This is a genomic window from Burkholderia sp. AU33545, from assembly GCF_020419685.1.
GTDB lineage: Bacteria > Pseudomonadota > Gammaproteobacteria > Burkholderiales > Burkholderiaceae > Burkholderia > Burkholderia diffusa.
In genome coordinates this window covers 639,199-660,879 of the sequence record NZ_JAIZRQ010000001.1, presented here as the reverse complement: position 1 = coordinate 660,879, position 21,681 = coordinate 639,199, and the positions used below count along the sequence as shown (strand labels likewise).

The window sequence follows — 21,681 nt, the reverse complement described above, 5'->3', positions numbered from 1 at the left end:
GTTCCTGTCTGCGATGGGTGCGCCGATCAGCGCGCGGTGGCTTCCTGGGCCGCGAGCACCTGCTCGACTGCCTTCTCGAAGCGCTTCACGCCTTCGTCGAGCAGGTCGAACGGGATCACGAGCGACGGGACGAAGCGCAGCACGTTCGGGCCTGCGATCAGCATGATCAGGCCGTTCTCGGCCGCGGCGGCGACGAAGTCCTTCGCGCGGCCGTCGAATGCGGCGGTGAGTTCCGCGCCGACCAGCAGGCCCTTGCCGCGGATGTCCTTGAAGATGCCAAAGCGTGCGTTGATGCGTTCCAGCGCGCCCTTCAGCCGGACGCTGCGTTCGCGCACGCCTTCGAGCAGTGCAGGGTCGCCGATCAGTTCGACGACCTTGTCCGCGATCGCCGACGCGAGCGGGTTGCCGCCGTACGTCGTGCCGTGCACGCCGACCTTGAAGTGTGCGGCCAGTTCGTTCGTCGTCAGCATCGCGCCGATCGGGAAGCCGTTGCCGAGCGCTTTCGCGGTCGTGAGGATGTCCGGCGTGACGCCCGTGTCCATGTACGCGTAGAACTGGCCCGTGCGGCCGACGCCCGTTTGCACTTCGTCGAAGATCAGCAGTGCGTCGTTCGCGTCGCATGCTTCGCGCAGTGCCTTCAGGAAGGCCGGATCGGCCGGGATCACCCCGCCTTCGCCCTGCACCGGCTCGACGATCACCGCGCAGGTTTGCGGGCCGATCGCGGCCTTCGCGGCTTCGATGTCGTTGAACGGCAGGTGCTTGATGCCGGCCGGCACCGGGCCGAAGCCTTCCGAGTATTTCGGCTGGCCGCCGACGCTGACCGTGAAGAACGTGCGGCCGTGGAACGACTGGACGAACGACACGATTTCGTATTTGTCGGCGCCATGGCGGTCGAATGCGACGCGGCGTGCGAGTTTCAGCGCGGCTTCGTTCGCTTCCGCGCCCGAGTTCGCGAAGAACGCGCGGTCGGCGAAGGTCAGCGATTCGAGGCGCTTGGCGAGGCGCAGCACCGGCTCGTTCGTGTAGCCGTTGCCGATGTGCCAGAGCTTGCGGCCTTGTTCGTCCAGGACCTTCAGCAGTTCCGGGTGGCCGTGGCCCAGCGACGTCACTGCGATGCCGCAGGCGAAGTCCACATACTCGCGGCCGGCCGTGTCCCACACGCGCGAGCCCTCTGCACGGTCCGGCACGAACGGCGCGGGGGAGAATACCGGCACCATCACTTCATCGAATGTCTGGCGGGTCACGGTCGAGGTCGTCATGGTCGTTCCTTTCGGTTTCGTAAGAGGGTTCAACAGGATCAAGTTTAGGTAAGGGTGACGCAAGCGTCTTGCGGATTTGCGACGGGTTCTATCGGAAGCGCTTTTCTTCGGTCTATTTTGCCCTTCCCGGCGGGGGGTTCGGGGGTGGCGGTATTTTCGGGCTTCTCGGGTGGTGCGCCCGCGTTCTTCGTGAAGCACCTGTGATCGTGTCGGTCTAATAGCGTCGCCCCTGCGCGGGGCGGCGGTTACTTTTCTTTGTCTTGCCAAAGAAAAGTAACCAAAAGAAAGGCGCTCGGATAACGCATGACTTCCCGGTGCCGTGGCCCACGAAGTGGCCCTCGCCTAAGTGTCGGCGCCAGTCAGGAAACCGGAGTGGTTCGAGCAATGGTTCTGACACCTCTCGCCACACAACAAAGCGGTATACCGCCCGCTAGCTCCATCCTCGCTTCGCTCGGCTGCAAGGTACTTCAAGCCGCGCGGTTTGCGTTTATGTGCTTCCACTCGCGAAGCATTGCCGGGGCCGGCACGCTCGCCGTTTGTACGGTCGGGCCGGTCGTCTGCCATCAATGCTGGGCCAGCGGCGCTATGCTGGCGCGCGTTTCCGCATGTGCGTTGAGTGCGTCCCTTTTTCTGAAGTAAGGGATGCGGATCGCATGCGTCCCGGATTCTGGGCGTGGATTATTTCGATAGTGCTGCCTGAGGGAATGTGCCTTGCAGCCGAGCGAAGCGAGGATGGAGCTAGCGGGCGGTATACCGCTCCGTCGGGTGGTGCGACGAGTCAGAACCATTGCTCGAACCACTCCGGTTTCCTGACTGGCGCCGACACTTAGGCGAGGGCCACTTCGTGGGCCACGGCACCGGGAGGTCATGCGTTTTCACAGCGCCTTTCTTTTGGTTACTTTTCTTTGGCAAGACAAAGAAAAGTAACCGCCGCCCCGCGCAGGGGCGACGCTAATAGACCGACACGATCACAGGTGCTTCACGCCAACCGGCGAGCAACCCACGAGAATCAATCCTTCGCCCCGCGCTCGACCAACGCCCCCCCGCGAGGCTCACTCCCGGTTTGCTTTTCGAGCCAGGCTCGCCGGTCCTCGCGTGGCGTCACGCCGAACCGCTCCCGATAGGCATTGGAAAAATGCGCAGCAGAAGAAAACCCACAAGCGAGACTGACCTGCACGACCGATTTGCTCGTGCGCTGCAACTGCGTCCTTGCCTTGAGCAACCGGAGATTGAGGTAATACTTGGAGGGCATCGCCCCGAGATACTGCCGAAAGAGCCTTTCGAGCTGCCGCCGCGACACGCCCACGAGCCCGGCGATCTCGTCGGTCGTCAGGGGATCCTCGATATTGGCTTCCATCAAAAGCAACGCATCGTTCAGCCGAGGATGCCGCTCGCCCGGCGCAGTCACGAAAGGAATCCGCTGCCGCTCCTCGCCGCTGCGCAGCGTGCCGGCCCCGAGCGCATCGGCAATCCGCTCACCGAGATCGGGCCCATGTTCCCGGCCAATCATGGCCAGCATGAAATCCACGGTAGCCTGCCCACCCGCGCAGGTCGCGCGGTCCCGATCGATCTCGAAGATCTGCTGCGTGACGATCGACCGCTCGAACTGCTCGGCGAACTGCTGATACGTCTCCCAGTTCACGCTCACGCGATATCCGGAAAGCTGTCCGGCCATCGCAAGCCACCACACGCCGTGATGAATGCCGGTCACGACCGGCGTCCGCTGCCCGACCCGCGCGAGACTCGCGAGAAACAACCGGTAGTCGGCAAACTGCTGAAACCGCTCCGACACGACGATCAGCCAGTCGCACGCGATCGCATCGTTGAACGCCGCATCGGCATGCCACTGCGCCCCGCCGACGAGCGGCACCGGCCGCCCGTCCCACGAACACACCTGCCAGCGATACAGCAAGCGCCCGTCGATCTCGTTCGCGAGATGCAACGCATCGACGATCGGACCCACGCCCGACATCGACACGGGCGGCAATGCAACGATCACCACCTGCGTCGTGCGGGTGGCGCCTGCGGGACGAGACACCGGTACCACGTATGAAACCCGCCCTTCGCGTTACTTGAGACTGCCCGACAGGAACTGCTTCAGACGCTCGCTCTGCGGACGCACCAGCACCTCCTTCGGATCACCCTCTTCCTCGGTCCGCCCCTGATGCAGGAACATCACGTGGTTCGACACGTTGCGCGCGAAACCCATCTCGTGCGTGACGACGATCATCGTGCGGCCTTCCTCGGCCAGCTTCTGCATCACCTTCAGCACTTCGCCGACCAGTTCCGGGTCGAGCGCCGAGGTCGGCTCGTCGAACAGCATCACGTCGGGATGCATCGCCAGCGCACGCGCGATCGCGACACGCTGCTGCTGGCCGCCCGAAAGATGCGACGGATACTGCTTCTCGACGCGCGGCGCGAGGCCGACCTTCTCCAGGTACTCGCGCGCACGCTCCTCGGCTTCCTTCTTCGAAATGCCGAGCACGTGCACCGGCGCTTCCATCACGTTCTCGAGCACGTTCATGTGCGCCCACAGATTGAAGTGCTGGAACACCATCGCGAGCTTCGTGCGGATGCGCTGCAATTGCTTGTGATCGGCAACCTCGAGCGCGCCGGCGCGGTCGGTCTTCGTGCGCACCGCCTCGCCGTCGACGACGATCTGCCCCGCATTCGGCCGTTCGAGAAAATTGATGCAGCGCAGGAACGTGCTCTTGCCCGAACCGCTCGCACCGATGATGCTGATGACGTCGCCCGCCTTCGCGTTCAACGACACGCCCTTGAGCACCTCGTTGTCGCCGTAGCGCTTGTGAATGTCGACCGCTGCAAGCTTGACGGAAGCGGACGCGCTCGTTTGAGTGATCTCGGCCAACTGGCTCTCCTCGAAGTGAAATCAATGACGGCCGGCCGCGAGATACGCGAGCCAGTGGCGCTCCGCCCGGCGAAATGCCGCGACGAGTGCGAACGATACCGCAAGATAGATCAGCGCGGCGATTCCGAACGACTGGAACGCCATGTAGGTCGCGGAATTGGCGTCGCGCGCGACCTTCAGGATGTCGGGCACGGTCGCCGTGAACGCGACGGTGGTCGCGTGCAGCATCAGGATCACCTCGTTGCTGTACAGCGGCAGCGCGCGGCGCAGCGCCGACGGCAGGATCACCCGGCGGTACATCGTGAACGGCGACATCCCGTAAGCACGCGCTGCCTCGACCTCGCCGTGCGGAATCGCGCGAATCGCGCCGGCGAAGATCTCGGTCGTGTACGCGCAGGTGTTCAGCGCGAACGCGAGGATCGCGCAATTGAAGCCGCTGCGGAAAAACGCGTCGAGCAGCGAGTGCGACCGCACGAACTCGAGGCTGTACATGCCCGTGTACATCAGCAGCAGTTGCACGTAGAGCGGCGTGCCGCGGAACACGTACGTGTAGAACCGCACCGGCATCGAAAGCCACTTCTTCTTCGATACGCGCGCGACCGCGAGCGGCACTGCGCATACGAAGCCGAGCGAAATCGACGCGACGAGCAGCCACAACGTCACCGCAAGGCCGGAGAGGCGCTGGCCGTCCCAGTAAAGGAACGCCTGGCCGAATTCCTGGAGGATCTCGATCATAGTTCTGCGTGCCGCACGCCCATGGAATAACGCTTCTCGAGCTGGATCAGCACGAGGTTGGAAACGGTCGTGATCGCGAGGTAGATCAGCGCCGCGACGAGGATGAAGAAGAACATGTTGAACGTGCTCTTGCCGGCGTCCTGCGCGGCCTTCACGACGTCCGCGAGACCGATGATCGACACCAGCGCGGTCGCCTTCACAAGCACCTGCCAGTTGTTGCCGATGCCCGGCAGCGCGAAACGCATCATCTGCGGAAACATGATCCGCACGAACACGCGCATGCCGCTCATCCCGTACGCCGCGCCGGCCTCGAGCTGGCCGCGCGGCACCGACAGGAACGCACCGCGGAACGTCTCGGTGAAGTACGCGCCGTAGATGAAGCCGAGCGTCAGCACGCCGGCGACGAACGGGTCGATGTCGATCTGGTCCCAGCCGACGAGGTCGGTGAACTGGTTCAGCCAGATCTGGATGCTGTAGAACAGCAGCAGCATCAGGACGAGATCGGGCACCGAGCGGATGAGCGTCGTATAACCGGTCGCGATCGCTCGCAGCACCCGGTTGTGCGACAGCTTCGCCACCACGCCGATCAGCCCCAGCGCCACCGCGGCGGCGAGCGACAGCACCGACAGTTCGATGGTCTGCACGGTGCCGGCCCAGAGAACAGGACCAAAGCCGTAAAGGAACACGCGCGTCTCCAGTGTTGATATGAACACCGGCGCGCATACCTTTCCGCGCCGGGCTGACGCGGATAGTCGCAAGCGAAATTGATTGCCTCAAATCACCGTGCACGCGATTGCTGCGCCGCAGCAATTCGTCCCACCATTTGCGGGCACGGCCTACGCTACTGTTTCAAAAGGGAAAAAGCCGCTTCCTGACAGTCGGATGACACGCAGGGAAGCGGACTTTTTGCAATTTTCCGGTCGCTTTTTCGATATAGCGCCGCAGCCGGTCTCACCGCCCCTTCAGGATGTCGGAGCGCGAAGTCGTATAGACAAGCCCGTCCGGGCCGAAATGAACGTTAAAGAATGCGTCGGTGTTCACGCCGTCCTCGAGCCAGCGCCAGCTCCACACCGTCTCGGGCTTCAGCGGGTATTGCGCGATGTCGCCCGGCTTGCCGAGCAGGCGCCGCACCTCGTCCTCGGTCATCCCGGGACGCACCTTCGCGAAATTCTCGGCGGTCAGCACCTGCGTCGCGCCCGTGTAGTGCCCGCTCGCGTCGAGGTCGACGAACCAGGTCTGGTTGCCCATCGGGCCGCGCGGATATTCGAGGCGCTTCGAGCCGTCGGTGAAGGCGCGCTCGGTCTCGGGCTTGCCCATCGTGGCGCGCACGTCGGCTTCGGTCGATACGCCGGCCTTCAGCCCCTTGAGCAGCAGCGGTGCCGGCTTGATCGCGTTGAAAAAGTCCCTGATGCGTTGCACGTCGAAATTGCCTTGCTTGTCGTCGCAGCCGGTCAGCGCCAGCGCGGCGGCCAGCATCGTCACGGGAAGAAGCCGGAAACGGAAAATCATCAGAAGAAATGCGCGTCGAGAAAACACGCGGCAAGGATAACCGCGCGACGCCAAAAGCGCGAGACGGGCGCGCGGCCCGTCTCGTGTTCAATGCATCGTTTCGGTTTCCACCTCGGCCTCGCGGCTCGCCTGCGCCGCGCGCCCCCCGGCCGGCGCGGCCTTGATCCGGCGGCGCGTGCGCACCAGTTCGGCCAGCTGCCACGAACCGAGCGCCAGGCAGCCGAACAGCACCTCGCGGCCGCGCTTGACCAGCGCGAGCGACAGCGCCGTCTCGCGATCGACGCCGAACATCTGCGCGAGCAGCACGACGGTCGCCTCCTGCACGCCGAGACCGCCCGGCACCATGAACGCCGCATGCCGCACGGCCTGCGTCATCGCCTCGATGGCGATCGCGCCACCGATCGACACCGGATGGCCGAGCAGCGCGAGCGCCCAGTAAATTTCGAGCGCGCCAAGCACATAGCCGGACAGCTGCCAGAAGAACGCGCTGAACAGCAGGCCCGTGCGCGACATCAGCCCATCGATGTCGGCATCGAGCCGCTTGCCGTCGACGCCCTGCAGCAACCGGTGCGAATCGCCGAGCAGACGCCCCGCGAATCGCTCGATCGCGTGGAAGATTCCGCCGCGCCGCATCAGCACGACGCCGAGCACCGGCAGCGGCAGCGTCAGCAGCAGCGCGAGGCCAATCGTGCCGCCGCCCATGTCGTGCGTCGTCGCGAGCAGCAGCACGAGGCCGAGCGCGGCAAACGCATACTGGACGACGATCGTCACCAGCACCTCGACGATCACCGACGCGGTCACGCGGCTCGCATCGGGCACCTGCCAGCGCGCCATCCGGATCCCGACCAGCTCGCCGCCGATCCCGACCACCGGCAGCAGCCGGTTCACGGCTTCGCGCACGGTCGCGACCCACCACAGGAACGACAGCGGCGCGCGCCGGTCGAGCAACTGGTGCCACGCATACGCGTCGAGCAGCAGCGGCAGCGCATGGAACGGCACGAGCCACAGCAGCGCGAAACCGGCGCGCTCGAGCATCTGGGTCACGTCGCCGATGCCTTCGTGCAACCCGAGCGCGAGGAGGATGCCGATGGCGATCGGCCAGCCGAGCCATTTGATCCACTTGGTCATGACGGCTGCGCTCCCGGTGCGCGCGACGATTGCGCGCCGCGCCGCACCGCGGGCTGGCCGAATACGTCGGCAAAACCGCCGGTCGCGACGCCCGCAGCCTTCAGCGCGGCCGCGACGCGCGGAGACAGCAGCGCGTCCAGTTCGTCGACCGGACGGTAATCGGCCATCGTCGGCGTGATCGGGCCATCGCCCGCTTCCGCCGGATGACAGTAGATCTCGCCGACTCCGGGCGGCAGCTTGGCCAGCGCGTCGAGCAGCACGGCCTCGTCCATCGCGCCCGTATGCTCGATCCCGACCACATAGTCGTTATGTGCGAGCCCCGCGCGGTCGAGCCGCGCGCGCACCAGCGCGATCCACGGCTTGAGCAGCGCGGGCGCGCTCGTTTCGTACGGCAGCCGCACCGCGCGCAGCCCGTAGTCGCGGCCGATCTCGATGATCATCGACAGCACGGTCGGATGCAGGTGGAAATGCTTGTGCGCGTTCACGTGGTCGAGCGGCAGGCCGCTCGCCGCAAAAACTTCGAACTGCGCGCGGATCTCGCGGCGCAGCTGCGCACGTACGTGCGGCAGGAAGAAGAAGCGGCAGCCGTCCTTCGCCATCGCGTCGCCGAACCGCCCGTCGGGGCCGACGAGCGCGGGGATCTCATGCGCGGGCAGCGTGGCCGGCCCATCCGCGAGGACCAGATGCAGGCCGACCGCGAGCGACGGCAGGCGCCGCGCGCGTTCGATCGCATCCTGCGCCGCGGGCGCACCGACCATCAGGCTCGCGGCGTTCAGCACGCCGTCGCGATGCGCGCGCTCGACCGCCGCGTTGACGCGCGGGTGCAGCCCGAAGTCGTCCGCGGTGAAGATCAGCGCCCGCGCCGCCCGCTGCGTCGTCACGAATCAGGCCTCGTGCGCGCGCAGGAAGCGGAAGAACTCGACGCCTTCGCGCAGCCGGCGCTTCATCATGTCCCAGCTCGTCAGCATTTCGCGGACGATCTCCCAGATCTTCGACGGACGGAAGTAGAACTGGCGATAGAACTGCTCGAGGTGGTGATAGATCTCGTCGCGCGACAGGTGCGCATAGCCGATCGCCGCCAGCTGCACGCCTTCCTTGCTCACCAGGTTGATGGTCTTGTTCTCTTCCATCCAGCCGTTTTCCACGGCCTGCTTGTAGAGCGTCGTGCCCGGATACGGCGCGGCGAGCGACACCTGGATCGTATGCGGATTGATTTCCTTCGCGTACTCGATCGTCTTCTTGATGGTTTCCTGCGTCTCGCCCGGCAGGCCGAGAATGAAGGTGCCGTGGATCTTGATGCCGAGCTTCTTGCAGTCCGCGCTGAAGCGGCGCGCGAAATCGGTGCGCACGCCCTTCTTGATGTTCACGAGGATCTGGTCGTCGCCGGATTCGAAGCCGACCAGCAGCAGGCGCAGGCCGTTTTCCTTCATGACCTTCAGCGTCTTGTACGGCACGTTCGCCTTCGCGTTGCACGACCACGTCATGCCGAGCTTGCCCAGGCCGATAGCGATGGCTTCGGCGCGCGGCAGGTCGTCGGTGAAGGTGTCGTCGTCGAACATCAGTTCCTTCACTTCCGGCATGTTGTCGCGGATCCACTTCGCTTCGGCGAGCACGTTCTCGACCGAGCGCGTGCGGTAGCGATGGCCGCTGACCGTCTGCGGCCACAGGCAGAACGTGCAGCGCGACTTGCAGCCGCGGCCCGTATAGATCGACACGTACGGGTAGTTCAGGTAGCCGATGAAGTAGTTGTCGATCTTCAGGTCGCGCTTGTAGACGGGCGCGACGAACGGCAGTTCGTCCATGTTCTCGAGGATCGGACGCGCTTCGTTGTGCTCGATCGAGCCGTCCTTCGCGCGCCAGCTCAAGCCCTTGATCTCGGGGAACGGCTTGCCTTCGGCGATTTCCTTGCAGGTGTAGTCGAATTCCTCGCGGCACACGAAGTCGATCGCCTCGCTCGCCGTGAGCGAATTGTGCGGATCGACCATCACCTTCGCGCCCACCATGCCGACCAGCATCGACGGCTTCATCTTCTTCAGATCCTGCGCGAACATCGCGTCGGTCGGGAAGGACGGCGTGCTCGTGTGGATGATCACGAGATCGTAGTCGTTGGCGATCTTCAGCGTCTCTTCGACCGACAGGCCGTCGGCCGGCGCGTCGACGACGCGGCTGCCCGGCACGAGCGCCGCCGGCTGCGCAAGCCACGTCGGGTACCAGAAGGAACGGATTTCGCGCTTCGCCTGGTAGCGCGAACCGGCTCCGCCGTCGAAGCCGTCATACGAAGGGGCCTGCAAGAACAGCGTTTTCATGAATGCTCCGGTAGCCTGCATAGTTCGATTCGTTTTCAACGATTCAGTCAATCAACCGCGGGCCGCCCTGCCGGCGCCCGCCTCTCTGTCATGTCGCGTCGCACGGGCGTTGCCGCGCGGCGCGTCTCGGCCTTCGGGCCGGATTCGATCGGGACCGCACGCATGGCCGGCTCCCTCGGGAAACGCACCTCAGCGGCCGTCCCCGCCTTCCACTGCCGCCGTCGCGCGTTCGCCGCCGACGACCGTCATCCTCGCGCCACGCCACACGACGTGCGTGCCGAACGCGGCCGCGAGCCATTCGAGCGCGAGCAGCGTGTCGCGCACCGCGACGAGCGGGAGATCGCGCCAGAAGGCGCACCAGCCGTCCTCGCCGCGCGCGTGCAGCACGAGCCGCCCGAACGCACCGACGACGGCCGCGCCACCCGCCAGCGTCCCGGCGACGGTGCCGTCGAGGCGCAGTGCCAGTGCCGCGCCGATCGCGAGCCACGGCGCGGTAAACGTGATGAACAGGAACGCGAAGCCGGCCGGATTCAGCGAACGGATCGTGCGCAGCCAGCGCGTCTCGCGGTGCCAGAGCGGCCCGAACGACGGCTCGATCACGTCGGTCGCGACCTCGACCTCGGACAGCACGGTGCGCCGCCCGAGGCGACGCGGCAGCTCGGCAAGCCAGAAATCGTCGGCCAGTTCGTCCTTCAACGCGATGAAGCCGCCGATCCGGGCGAGCGTGTCGCGCGTCAGCGCGAGCGTCGCGCCGAAGCCGAAGCGGCTCGAGCGGCCGAGGTGCGTGATCCGTACCGACGGCGCGAACCAGGCATCGACGAACTGCGCGCCGATCCGCGTCCAGAACCCGCCGACGCTGCGCGCATGATACAGGCACGTGACGACCCCGACCGACGCATCGGCGAGCGGCGCCGTCACGCGCTCCAGATAATCCGGCTTCACCGCGATGTCGCTGTCCGCGATCACGATGCGGCCGTACTTCGCCCGCTCGGCCAGATTGATCAGGTTGCTGACCTTCAGGTTCTTGCCGTGCACGCGCGCGTCAATCACGAGCGTGATGTCGCATTCCGGATAATCGGCGCGCAGCCGCTCCACCACGGCGATGGCCGGATCAGCCGCCGAAGCGACCCCGAACAGCACTTCATGGCGCGGGTGGCGCTGCTCGCAGAACGTCGCGAGGTTCTCGTACAGGTGCGGCTCCGCGCCGCACAGCGGTTTGAGCACGCTGACTGGCTCGAAGCCGTCGCGCGCGGCGGTGCGCGGCGTGCGCGGCTGCGGCGCGAACGCGGCGACGAGCGCGTAGCCAGCGGCGGCCAGCGTGAACACGGTCAGGAGCCAGTCCAGCAGCGTGACGGCCGGCGTCATGCGCGATGCCCTCCGGCAACGCGCGCGCCCTGCCGATCGATCGAACCGGGTTGAACGTGATTGGATATTCCGACAGCAACGAACGCGGGCACGACCCGACTCCTTGTTCCAGCAGCGTCTGTGTAATGGGGAGGCACGGCCCAGTCCCCGAAGGCGGCCATGCCCGGCTTCGCGTGGCACATCCTCGCGCGATGCCCGGACGGGATGCGGGAAGATTCGAATGGCTACCATCGGCACAACATGGGCAAGCGCCGGATTTTATCAGCCCGAGCCGACGTGCGCTCGGACGCCTCGCGTAACGGACTGGTGCGATTTCGGCAAAGCTGTGCGGCCGGGGAACCATTCTGGTGCCACCCCGTTCACGTTAGCGTAAGCGCTTTGCAGGCATATTGCAGTCTTGAAAATCAAACGTTTCGTGGAAATTTGTACGTCGATGCGAAGACACGCGCAATCGCGGTAAAGATCGGTAATTATTTGGTGATTGGGTCCATTTTTGCAACAATCACCAGACCTTACCTTGCACCCCTGAAAGGCGCATGGGTATCCGCGCGTCGCCAGCGCGTTCCGGAACCCTTTGGCAAAATCGTCGCCATCTGTTGCGCATGCGCATCACCGCGCCCCTCCCTTTCGAAGGCCACCCGATGATTCCGTTTTCCGTACTCGATCTCGCTCCCATTCCCGCCGGCGCAGACGCTGCCCAGGCGTTCCGCAACACCGTCGATCTCGCACAGCACGCGGAGCGCCTCGGTTATCGGCGCTACTGGCTCGCCGAACATCACAACATGCCGGGAATCGCGAGCGCGGCGACCGCCGTCGTGATCGGTCACGTGGCGGGCGCGACGAAGACGATCCGTGTCGGCTCGGGCGGGATCATGCTGCCGAACCACGCGCCGCTCGTGATCGCCGAGCAGTTCGGCACGCTCGCGTCGCTGTATCCGGGGCGCATCGACCTCGGGCTCGGCCGCGCGCCCGGCACCGACCAGACCACGTCGCGCGCGCTGCGCCGCGACCTGATCGGCAGCGCCGACTCGTTTCCGGACGACGTCGCCGAGCTGCAGCGCTACTTCGCGGAGCCGGTGCCCGGCCAGCGCGTGCGCGCGGTGCCCGGCGCGGGGCTGGACGTGCCCGTGTGGCTGCTGGGTTCGAGCCTCTTCAGCGCGCAGCTCGCCGCGATGCTCGGGCTGCCGTTCGCGTTCGCGTCGCACTTCGCGCCGGACTATCTGATGCGTGCGCTCGAGCTGTATCGCGCGCAGTACCGGCCGTCGGCCGCGTGGCCGAAGCCGCATGCGATGGTCGGGGTCAACGTGTTCGCGGCCGATACCGACGACGAGGCCCGGCGCCTCTTCACGTCGCTGCAGCAGCAGTTCATCAACCTGCGCCGCGGCACGCCGGGCAAGCTGCCGCCGCCCGTCGACGCGCTCGAGGCGAGCGAGTTCGAACTCGCGAACGTCGCGCACGCGCTGTCGTTCGCGGCCGTCGGCTCGCGCGACACGGTGCGCGACAAGCTGCGCGACCGGATCGCGCAGACGGGCGCGGACGAGGTCATCATCACCGCGCAGATCTACGATCACGCCGCACGGGTGCGCTCGTTCGAACTGGCGGCACAGATCCGCGACGAACTCGCGAACGAAACCTGCTGACCGGGCGGGTGCGCCCGCGCACGCGTCATTGCGGCGGGTGCACCGCCTCCATCCCTTCGAGCAGCGCCTTGTGGAACGCGTCCGGGTCCTGGATCTGCGGCGCATGCCCGAGCGTCGGGAATTCGACGAGCTGCGCGCCGGGAATCGCCGCCTGCGTGCGTTTCGCGAGTTCCGGGTAACGACCGAGCTTCGCGTGCACGTCGGGCGGCGCCACGTCCTTGCCGATCGCGGTCGTGTCCTTGTCGCCGATCAGCAGCAGCGTCGGCACGCGAATCGCGCCGAGTTCGTAGACCACCGGCTGCGTGAGGATCATGTCGTAGATCAGCGCGGAGTTCCACGCGACCGCGTCGCGGCCCGGGCCGCGATACATGCCGGCGAGCATCTGCACCCAGCGCTCGTAGGACGGTGCCCACTTGCCCGCGTAGTAGGTCGCCTGCTCGTAGCGGCGGATGCCGTCCGCCGTCGTCTTCTGCTCGCGTGCATACCAGTAGTCGACCGACAGCGGCGGCACGCCGAGCGCCTTCCAGTCCTCGAGGCCGATCGGGTTCACCAGCACGAGCTGCTCGGTCGCCTTCGGGTACGTCAGCGCGTAGCGCATCGCGAGCATACCGCCCGTCGAATGTCCGACGATCGTCGCCGACTTCACGCCGATCGACTCGAGCAGCGCATGCGTGTTGCGCGCGAGCTGCTGGAAGCTGAACTGGTAGCGCTCGGGCTTCGACGATTTGCAGAAGCCGATCTGGTCCGGCGCGATCACGCGATAGCCGGCGCGGCTCAGCACGCCGATCGTGTCCTCCCACGTCGCCGCGCAGAAGTTCTTCCCGTGCAGCAGCACGACGGTGCGGCCGTTCGGGTGCGCCGGCCGCACGTCCATGTACATCATCTCGAGGGTTTCGCGCTGGGACACGAACGCGTAGCGGTGCACCGGCTCCGGATAGGCGAAGCCTTCCAGGCGGGGGCCGTACGCGGGCCCGTCGTTACCGGCAGGCGCCGGGACGGCGGCCGCGGCTGGCGTCGCGCATGCGGCAGCGACACCCGCGCCGAGCACGGCGGCACGCGCGAGGGACAACATCTTGCAAATCGAGGGCATGGCGATCACGGTAATGGGAAATGCACGCGGGCAACCAGGCGGCCCCGCGCACCGCGATTCTACGCGGTCGGGCTGACGACGGCGCGCAACACTCGATGACTGCGCGGCTTCCGCGCACGCGACGATCTCGGGTATCGTGTGACGTGACCCTGAAACGCCTGCAGGCGAACGCTCATGAAAAACGTCCTCAGCATTCAGTCGCACGTCATCTACGGACACGCCGGCAACAGCGCGGCCGTGTTCCCGATGCAGCGCCTCGGCGTCAACGTCTGGCCGCTCAACACCGTCCAGCTGTCGAATCACATGCAGTACGGCCACTGGGCCGGCAGCGCGATCGATGCCGCGAAGATGGAGCAGCTCGTCGACGGCGTCGCCGCGATCGGCGCGCTCAAGCGCTGCGACGCGGTGCTGTCCGGCTTCGTCGGCTCGCCCGCGCAGGCGCGCGCGACGGTCGAAATCGTGCGCACGGTGAAGGCGATGAACCCGAACGCGTGGTACTTCTGCGATCCGGCGCTGGGCCAGACGGGCGGCATCCGCCCCGAACCCGGCGTCGAGGAATTCATCGTCCAGGAGATGCCAGCGCTCGCGGACGGCATGTCGCCGAACCACACCGAGCTGCAGAAGCTCGCCGGGCGGCGCATCGAGACCGTCGCCGAAGCCGTCGATGCCTGCCGCGCGCTGATCCGCCGCGGCCCGAAGATCATCCTCGTCAAGCACCTGCACGACCGCAACAGCCCGGCCGACCGCTTCAACATGCTCGCCGTCACCGAGACCGAGGCGTGGATCGGCCAGCGCCCGCTGTATGCGTTTCCGCGCCATCCGGTCGGCGTCGGCGACCTCACCAGCGCCATCTTCGTCGCACGCCGGCTGCGCGGCGACTCGGTGCGCGCCGCGTTCGAGCACACGCTCGCGGCCGTGCACGCGGTCGTGAAGGCGACCTACGACGCGCGCCGCTACGAGCTCGAACTCGTCGCCGCGCAGGATGAAATCGCCCGCCCGAGCGAATGGTTCGGCGCGTGGGTGACGGACGCCTGACGCCGCCGCATCCGCGTCGCCGGCGCGCGCCCTCTGCTGCCCCGCTGTCCCGCTGTCCCGCTGTCCCGCTGTCCCGCCTTCCTGCTGTCCGCGTCCCCGTTTCCCTTGCACCACGACCGCCGGCCGTTGTCCGTTCAACGCCGCGCCTGCAAACGTTTCCGGACTTCACATGAATGACACCGAATACTCGCTATGCTCGCGGCGGCACGACCGGTGCAGCCGCATCCTGCGCCGCAGACGCGCCCGTTATTTCCCGCATGTCCCGCCAACCGGCTCCCTCTTTAACGCACGATAACGACCATGACCCGATCGAACCGTCGTGACTTCCTGCGCGTCGCCGCCGGCACCGCCGGCGCCGCCGCGCTGAACCTGTTCCCGCCCGTGATCCGCGATGCGCTCGCCATTCCCGCGAACCGCCGTACCGGCACGATCCGCGACATCGAACACATCGTGATTCTGATGCAGGAGAATCGCTCGTTCGACCATTACTTCGGCACGATGCGCGGCGTCCGCGGCTTCGGCGACCCGCGCCCGCTGCGCCTCGCGAACGGCAAATCGGTGTTTCACCAGCCCGTCGGCCCGGCCGAGCTGCTGCCGTTCCACCCGGGCGCCGACAAGCTCGGTTTGCAGTTCCTGCAGGACCTGCCGCACGGCTGGCAGGACATGCACGCCGCGTGGAACAAGGGCCGCTACGACCAGTGGGTGCCGAACAAGGGCACCACGACGATGGCGTACCTGAAGCGCGACGACATTCCGTTCCACTACCAGCTCGCCGACGCGTTCACGATCTGCGACGCGTACCACTGCGCGATCCCGAGCTCGACCGACCCGAACCGCTACTACATGTGGACCGGCTACGTCGGCAATGACGGCACGGGCGGTGGCCCGGTGCTCGGCAACGAGGAAAAGGGCTACGGCTGGACGACCTATCCGGAAGTGCTCGAGCAGGCCGGTGTGTCGTGGAAGATCTACCAGGACATCGGCACGGGGCTCGACGCGAACGGCTCGTGGGGCTGGACGCAGAACCCGTACATCGGCAACTACGGCGACAACGCGCTGCTCTACTTCAACCAGTACCGCAGCGCGCTGCCCGGCACGCCGCTGTACGACAAGGCGCGCACCGGCACCAACATCAGCGCCGGCGGCACGCTGTTCGACGTGCTGCAGCAGGACGTTAAGAACGGCACGCTGCCGCAGGTGTCGTGGATCTGCGCGCCGGAAGCGTACTCGGAGCACCCGAACTGGCCGGCGAACTACGGCGCGTGGTACATCGAGCAGGTGCTGAAGGCGCTCGTGTCGAATCCGGACGTGTGGAGCAAGACCGCGCTCTTTATCACCTACGACGAGAACGACGGCTTCTTCGATCACGTGCAGCCGCCGTTCGCGCCGCAGTCGCGCGACAACGGGCTGTCAACGGTCGCGACGACCAACGAGGTGTTCGCCGGCGATGCGTCGCACATGGCCGGCCCGTACGGGCTCGGGCCGCGCGTGCCGATGCTGGTGGTATCGCCGTGGACCAAGGGCGGCTGGGTCTGTTCGCAGACCTTCGATCACACGTCGCTGCTGCAATTCATCGAAGCGCGCTTCGGCGCGCAGTACGCGGTCACCGCGGCGAACGTGTCGCCGTGGCGCCGTACGGTGTGCGGCAACCTGACGTCCGCGTTCGACTTCGCAACGCCCGACGCAAGCTGGCCACAGCTCCCGGACACGAGCGGCTACGCGCCGCCCGACCGCAACCGTCACCCCGACTACATCCCGGTGCCGCCGGTCGTCCAGCATCTGCCGAAGCAGGAGGCCGGCCTGCGTCCGGCGCGCGCGCTGCCGTACGAACTGTTCGTGCACGGACGGATCGACAACGCGAGCGGCCAGTTCCGGCTGACCTTCGCGAACACCGGCGCGGCGGGCGCGGCGTTCCAGGTTCAGGCACGCAACCGCGTCGACGGCCCGTGGACCTACACGGTCGATGCCGGCAAGCGGCTCTCCGACACGTGGAGCCCGGCGCCGTCGCTCGGCCTGTACGACCTCGACGTGTACGGCCCGAACGGCTTCTATTGCCACTTCCGCAGCCCCGCCGCATCGGCGGTCGGCCCCGCGAGCGTCAACCCCGAGGTGATCTACGGCTACGACGTCGCGAACGGCAACATCACGCTGCGCCTGATGAACCGCGGCCACAAGACCGTGCGGCTCAAGGTGACGAACGCATACGGCCACGGCCATGCACGTGAGTTCGACCTCAAGCCGGGTACGCACGTCGACGACTACTGGGACCTGCGCGGCAGCAACGGCTGGTACGACCTGACCGTCAGCGACGGCAAGCCGCTCAGATTCCAGCGCCGCTTCGCGGGCCACGTCGAGACCGGCCGCCCGAGCACCAGCGACCCGCTGATCCGCACGACCGCGGCGCACGACGACGCCGAAGCCGCATCGGACGCGCTGTCCGACTGACGGCTCGCATGACGCGGCGCGGCCCCGGCGGGCCGCGCCGTGTCTGCCCCCCACCGCCGCCCGCCTTCCGACCCGTTGCGCTCGCGACGGGAAACTCCCGATACCGGCCGCCCACGCTCGCGTAGAAGCTATGCGCAAATCCGCACCGAATGCGCAGCAAATTGCCAAGACCCGCGCATATCGGCGACCTATATATCGAAGCGATCGGGGCTCCTCGCAGAGCCTGACGGGAGATTCTTCCGGGAAGCATCAGCATGCCAACCTCCCCGCCCGATTCCGAGAAGCGGTCGAACCGCCCACCCGTCGCACGCGCCCGGCCCGCCGGCTGCGTGCGGTACCCACCCGCTGGTGTAAGAACAAGAGGAACGAACATGAAATTCCGTCATTCCCTGTTGTCGGTATCGGTCGTATCCGCGGTAGCTCTCCTCTCGCAACAGGCTGCTCAGGCGGCCGACTCAACCGACGTGAAGGTCGGCTTCGCCGCGCCGCTCACCGGCGTGAACGCCGGTTACGGCAAGGATCTCCAGAACGGCGTGCAGCTCGCGCTCGACGATGCGGCCGCGCAGAAGATCCAGATCGCCGGCAAGCCCGCGCACTTCAACCTCGTCGTGCAGGACGACCAGGCCGACCCGCGCATCGGCGTGCAGGCCGCCCAGGCGCTCGTCGACCAGAACGTGTCGGTGGTGGTCGGCCACTTCAACTCGGGCACGACGATTCCGGCGTCGGTGGTCTACGACAAGGCCGGCATCCCGGTGATCGACCCGGCCGCGACCAACCCGACGCTCACGTCGCGCGGGCTCGCGAACATGTTCATGGTGATCGCGACCGACGGCCAGAACGCCGGCAACGCGGGCAAGTACGCCGTGGACGTGACCAAGGCGAAGCGCATCGCGATCATCGACGACCGCACCGCGTTCGGCCAGGGCGAGGCCGACGAGTTCGAGAAGGCCGTGAAGGCGGCCGGCGGCAACATCATCGGCCGCGAGTTCACCAGCAACCAGGCGGTCGACTTCCGCGCGCAGATCACGAGCCTGAAGGGCAAGAATCCCGACCTGATCTTCTTCGGCGGTCTCGACTCGCTCGCCGCGAACTTCATCAAGCAGATGCGCCAGCTCGGGCTGAACGCGCAGTTCGTCGGCGGCGGCGGCGTGAAGGACAACGAGTTCATCAAGATCGCCGGCCCGGCCGCGGAAGGCGCGATGGCGTGGGAATACGGACGGCCGCTCGACGAGCTGCCGCAGGGCAAGGATTTCGAGCAGCGGTTCAAGAAGCGCTTCGGGGTCGACGTGCTGTCGTATGCGCAGTTCGGCTACGACGCGGCGTGGGCGGCGATCAAGGCGATGCAGGCAGTCAACTCGACCGATCCGAAGGTCTATCGCCCGGCGTTGAAGAAAGTCGATTTCGAAGGTGTCACCGGCCGCATCTCGTTCGCGAGCGACGGCTCGCTGAAGAGCGGGATGTCGACGCTGTATCAGGTGAAGAGCGGTACGTGGAAGACCATCGTGACGAAGGGAGGCTGATCGAGCAGGATCAGCTGCCTGGATAGCCAGGCGGCCTGGGGGCGGGCCACGGCGGAAACGCCGCCCCGCCTTCTCTCGCACGATGCGCGTGCCGACGGATGCATCGCCAGCAATAAAACGATCGGCGCACTCGCGTCGATCTTGTACGATGACTGATGTTTAGACGGTATTCGACGTGACCCGCGGCATTGTGCGGGGCGTCTCGTCAGCTGGCCTGCGTGTCGCGTTCCGCCTCGGCCGCCTCGTGCGCACGGCGCAGCCGCTCGCGGCTGTTGGTCAGGTGCGTGCGCATTGCGGCACGCGCGGCCTCCGGGTCGTGACGCGCGATCGCCTCGTAAATGTCTTCATGCTCGTGATTGAGCCGGCCGACATAGCGCTCGAGGTCGTCACCGGCGAAGCGCGCCGAATTCACGCGCGTGCGCGGAATGATCGACGCGCCGAGCTGCGTCATGATGTCGACGAAGTAGCGGTTGCCGGTGGACTGCGCGATCTGCAGGTGGAACTGGAAATCGAGCTGCGCCGTGTCGCGACCACCGCCCGCCCCCGACGCGATTGCGTCGAGCGCCCGCCGCAGCGCGGCGAGGTCGGTATCGCTCGCGCGCTGCGCGGCGAGGCTCGCGCATTCGCTTTCGAGGCTGATGCGCAGCTCGAGCACGGCTAGTACGTCGCGCAGCGTCGTGATGGTCGCGGGATCGATGCCGAGTGCCTGACGGCGCGTCGGTTCGAGCACAAAGCTGCCGATGCCGTGGCGCGTCTCGACGAGGCCGCTCGCCTGCATCCGCGAGATCGCTTCGCGCACGACCGTGCGGCTGACGCCCTGCGCCGCCATGACTTCGGTTTCGGTCGGCAGCTTGTCGCCGGGACGCAGCGTGCCGTTTTCGATCTGCGCGGTCAGCGCGTCGACGACATCTTGTGCGAGGCTGCGTGCGCGACGGCGCGGCGCTGTGGGAAGCGTGGGCACGGACATGAGGCCGGTTCCTTTTTGAATGATCGTAATGTGAGCCGAGGGTTTACGCGGGGTTTGAGCGAACGCCGATGATTCATTATACTGCGTCACAAGTCATCCGACGACTGATGATCGCGATACGGATCTCCTGTTGACCAAGGCTGGTGTACAAGCACCTGCCGGGTCCCGTGGTTCGCGATCGGCCAGCATGCGCGCTTGTGCGCGGCTGCCGGCGCCCGGTTTCACGGTCGACACCGAAGCGCGCATCCGCGCTTGGCTCCGGTCCGCCGGGACACCGGCATCAAGCGGGTCGCCCTCACCCTTTCGGGTTGCTGTCGACATGCGGGGCTTGCGCGCCGCGCACGTCGGTTGTCGAATGATCGCACCTCCCGCCGCGCGCGGCAAAGCTTTTGCCGCACGGCATTGCCCACTCTTTCGCCATCGCCGCCATGAACGCCGTCACTGCCTCGCCTTCCCACGACACGCCGCGCATCGTCGACCTGCAAGCCATCCCGGTCGCCGGCCACGACAGCATGCTGCTCAACCTGAGCGGTGCGCACGGCCCGTTCTTCACCCGCAACCTCCTGATCCTGAAGGACAGCGCGGGCCGCACCGGCGTCGGCGAGGTGCCGGGCGGCGAAAGCATCCGCCGCACGCTCGAGGATGCGCGCGCGCTCGTCGTCGGTCAGCCGGTCGGCAACTACCATGCGGTGCTCAACGACGTGCGGCGCACCTTTGCCGACCGCGACGCGAGCGGCCGCGGCCTGCAGACCTTCGACCTGCGCACCACGATCCACGCGGTCACCGCGCTCGAAGCCGCGCTGCTCGACCTGCTCGGCCAGCATCTCGGCGTGCCCGTGGCCGCCCTGCTCGGCGAGGGACAGCAGCGCGAGCGCGTCGAGATGCTCGGCTACCTGTTCTACGTCGGCGACCGGACGCAAACCGCGCTGCCCTATCGCGACGGCCGCGGCGCGACCGACGACTGGACGCGCGTGCGCGACGAGGCCGCGCTGACACCCGAGGCGGTCGTGCGCCTCGCCGAAGCCGCGCATGCGCGCTACGGGTTCAACGACTTCAAGCTGAAGGGCGGCGTGTTCGAAGGCGCGCGCGAGATCGAAGCCGTGACGGCGCTCGCCGAGCGCTTCCCCGACGCGCGCGTGACGCTCGATCCGAACGGCGCGTGGTCGCTCGACGAGGCCGTGCAGCTGTGCCGCGACCTGCATCACGTGCTCGCCTATGCGGAAGATCCGTGCGGTGCGGAAAACGGCTACTCGGGCCGCGAGGTGATGGCCGAATTCCGCCGCTCGACCGGGCTGCCGACGGCGACCAACATGATCGCGACCGACTGGCGGCAGATGGGCCATGCGGTGCAGTTGCAGGCGGTCGACATCCCGCTCGCCGACCCGCACTTCTGGACGATGCAGGGCTCGGTGCGCGTCGCGCAGATGTGCCGCGACTGGGGCCTCACGTGGGGCTCGCATTCGAACAACCACTTCGACGTGTCGCTCGCGATGTTCACGCACGTCGCGGCCGCCGCGCCCGGTCGAGTCACCGCGATCGACACGCACTGGATCTGGCAGGACGGCGAACGGCTGACGCGCGAGCCGCTGAAGATCGAGAACGGGCTCGTGGAAGTGCCGAAGCGTCCGGGTCTCGGCATCGACATCGACATGGATGCGGTCGCGGTCGCGCACGAGTTGTACAAGCAGCACGGGCTCGGCGCGCGCGACGATGCAGCCGCGATGCAGTATCTGATTCCGGGCTGGACGTTCAACAACAAGCGCCCCTGCCTCGTGCGCTGAGCGCAGGACGAGCCGGGCGGCTGGTCCGCCCG

At 66.7% G+C, this 21,681-nt stretch carries 17 protein-coding genes; 5 read left to right on the top strand and 12 right to left on the bottom strand.

Features of this window, described 5'->3' with window-relative positions; all coding sequences use genetic code 11:
• Positions 1-26: 26 nt before the first annotated feature.
• The 10 genes from LGM71_RS03085 to hpnI form a co-directional block, all read right to left on the bottom strand.
• Positions 27-1,259: an aspartate aminotransferase family protein gene (locus LGM71_RS03085; protein ID WP_059683013.1), complete on the bottom strand. Its 1,233-nt coding sequence runs from the start codon at positions 1,257-1,259 to the stop codon at positions 27-29.
• Between the two features lie 1,009 nt (positions 1,260-2,268).
• Positions 2,269-3,306 carry a GlxA family transcriptional regulator gene (locus tag LGM71_RS03080; RefSeq protein ID WP_059599151.1) on the bottom strand — a complete coding sequence of 346 codons (1,038 nt, stop codon included), beginning with the start codon at positions 3,304-3,306 and terminating at the stop codon, positions 2,269-2,271.
• A gap of 21 nt (positions 3,307-3,327) precedes the next feature.
• On the bottom strand, positions 3,328-4,128 hold the full coding sequence (locus tag LGM71_RS03075) for an ABC transporter ATP-binding protein (RefSeq protein WP_124611256.1): 801 nt from the start codon (positions 4,126-4,128) through the stop codon (positions 3,328-3,330).
• Between the two features lie 21 nt (positions 4,129-4,149).
• The gene (locus LGM71_RS03070; RefSeq protein WP_059447650.1) at positions 4,150-4,863 is read right to left on the bottom strand and encodes an ABC transporter permease; all 714 of its coding nucleotides are present in this window, start codon (positions 4,861-4,863) and stop codon (positions 4,150-4,152) included.
• Positions 4,860-5,549, bottom strand: coding sequence for an ABC transporter permease (locus tag LGM71_RS03065; RefSeq protein ID WP_226113980.1), 690 nt, complete (start codon positions 5,547-5,549; stop codon positions 4,860-4,862). The genes LGM71_RS03070 and LGM71_RS03065 overlap by 4 nt, the downstream gene beginning before the upstream one ends.
• Before the next feature lie 265 nt (positions 5,550-5,814).
• Positions 5,815-6,372, bottom strand: a complete 558-nt coding sequence (locus tag LGM71_RS03060) for a hypothetical protein (protein ID WP_059599148.1) — start codon at positions 6,370-6,372, stop codon at positions 5,815-5,817.
• Between the two features lie 87 nt (positions 6,373-6,459).
• Positions 6,460-7,500: a lysylphosphatidylglycerol synthase domain-containing protein gene (locus LGM71_RS03055; RefSeq protein WP_174907034.1), complete on the bottom strand. Its 1,041-nt coding sequence runs from the start codon at positions 7,498-7,500 to the stop codon at positions 6,460-6,462.
• Complete coding sequence (gene hpnK, locus LGM71_RS03050; protein ID WP_059599146.1) at positions 7,497-8,381, bottom strand: hopanoid biosynthesis-associated protein HpnK; 885 nt, start codon at positions 8,379-8,381, stop codon at positions 7,497-7,499. The genes LGM71_RS03055 and hpnK overlap by 4 nt, the downstream gene beginning before the upstream one ends.
• Before the next feature lie 3 nt (positions 8,382-8,384).
• A complete protein-coding gene (gene hpnJ, locus LGM71_RS03045) occupies positions 8,385-9,827 on the bottom strand; it encodes a hopanoid biosynthesis associated radical SAM protein HpnJ (protein ID WP_306426965.1) in 1,443 nt (480 codons plus the stop codon).
• A gap of 168 nt (positions 9,828-9,995) precedes the next feature.
• Positions 9,996-11,171 (bottom strand): bacteriohopanetetrol glucosamine biosynthesis glycosyltransferase HpnI, encoded by a 1,176-nt coding sequence (hpnI, locus tag LGM71_RS03040; protein WP_059599145.1) that lies wholly within the window; start codon positions 11,169-11,171, stop codon positions 9,996-9,998.
• A 641-nt stretch (positions 11,172-11,812) separates the two neighbouring features.
• Between hpnI and LGM71_RS03035 the strand changes: the two genes are divergently transcribed.
• Entirely contained in the window at positions 11,813-12,811 is a 999-nt protein-coding gene (locus tag LGM71_RS03035) for an LLM class flavin-dependent oxidoreductase (RefSeq protein WP_151048771.1), read from the top strand.
• Between the two features lie 25 nt (positions 12,812-12,836).
• Here the strand turns inward: LGM71_RS03035 and LGM71_RS03030 are convergent, their stop codons facing one another.
• On the bottom strand, positions 12,837-13,901 hold the full coding sequence (locus LGM71_RS03030; protein ID WP_226113978.1) for an alpha/beta fold hydrolase: 1,065 nt from the start codon (positions 13,899-13,901) through the stop codon (positions 12,837-12,839).
• A gap of 174 nt (positions 13,902-14,075) precedes the next feature.
• Here LGM71_RS03030 and pdxY point away from each other — a divergent pair, with 174 nt between their 5' ends.
• The 3 genes from pdxY (at position 14,076) to LGM71_RS03015 (ending at position 18,901) form a co-directional block, all read left to right on the top strand.
• On the top strand, positions 14,076-14,936 hold the full coding sequence (gene pdxY, locus LGM71_RS03025; protein ID WP_059523664.1) for a pyridoxal kinase PdxY: 861 nt from the start codon (positions 14,076-14,078) through the stop codon (positions 14,934-14,936).
• A gap of 300 nt (positions 14,937-15,236) precedes the next feature.
• Positions 15,237-17,381, top strand: a complete 2,145-nt coding sequence (locus tag LGM71_RS03020; RefSeq protein WP_226113971.1) for a phosphocholine-specific phospholipase C — start codon at positions 15,237-15,239, stop codon at positions 17,379-17,381.
• A gap of 371 nt (positions 17,382-17,752) precedes the next feature.
• Positions 17,753-18,901 carry a branched-chain amino acid ABC transporter substrate-binding protein gene (locus tag LGM71_RS03015; RefSeq protein WP_124902092.1) on the top strand — a complete coding sequence of 383 codons (1,149 nt, stop codon included), beginning with the start codon at positions 17,753-17,755 and terminating at the stop codon, positions 18,899-18,901.
• Positions 18,902-19,106: 205 nt separating this feature from the next.
• Here LGM71_RS03015 and LGM71_RS03010 read toward each other — a convergent pair whose 3' ends face one another.
• Positions 19,107-19,868, bottom strand: coding sequence for a FadR/GntR family transcriptional regulator (locus LGM71_RS03010; RefSeq protein ID WP_226113970.1), 762 nt, complete (start codon positions 19,866-19,868; stop codon positions 19,107-19,109).
• A 428-nt stretch (positions 19,869-20,296) separates the two neighbouring features.
• Between LGM71_RS03010 and gudD the strand changes: the two genes are divergently transcribed.
• On the top strand, positions 20,297-21,649 hold the full coding sequence (gene gudD, locus LGM71_RS03005) for a glucarate dehydratase (protein WP_226113969.1): 1,353 nt from the start codon (positions 20,297-20,299) through the stop codon (positions 21,647-21,649).
• Positions 21,650-21,681: the final 32 nt, after the last annotated feature.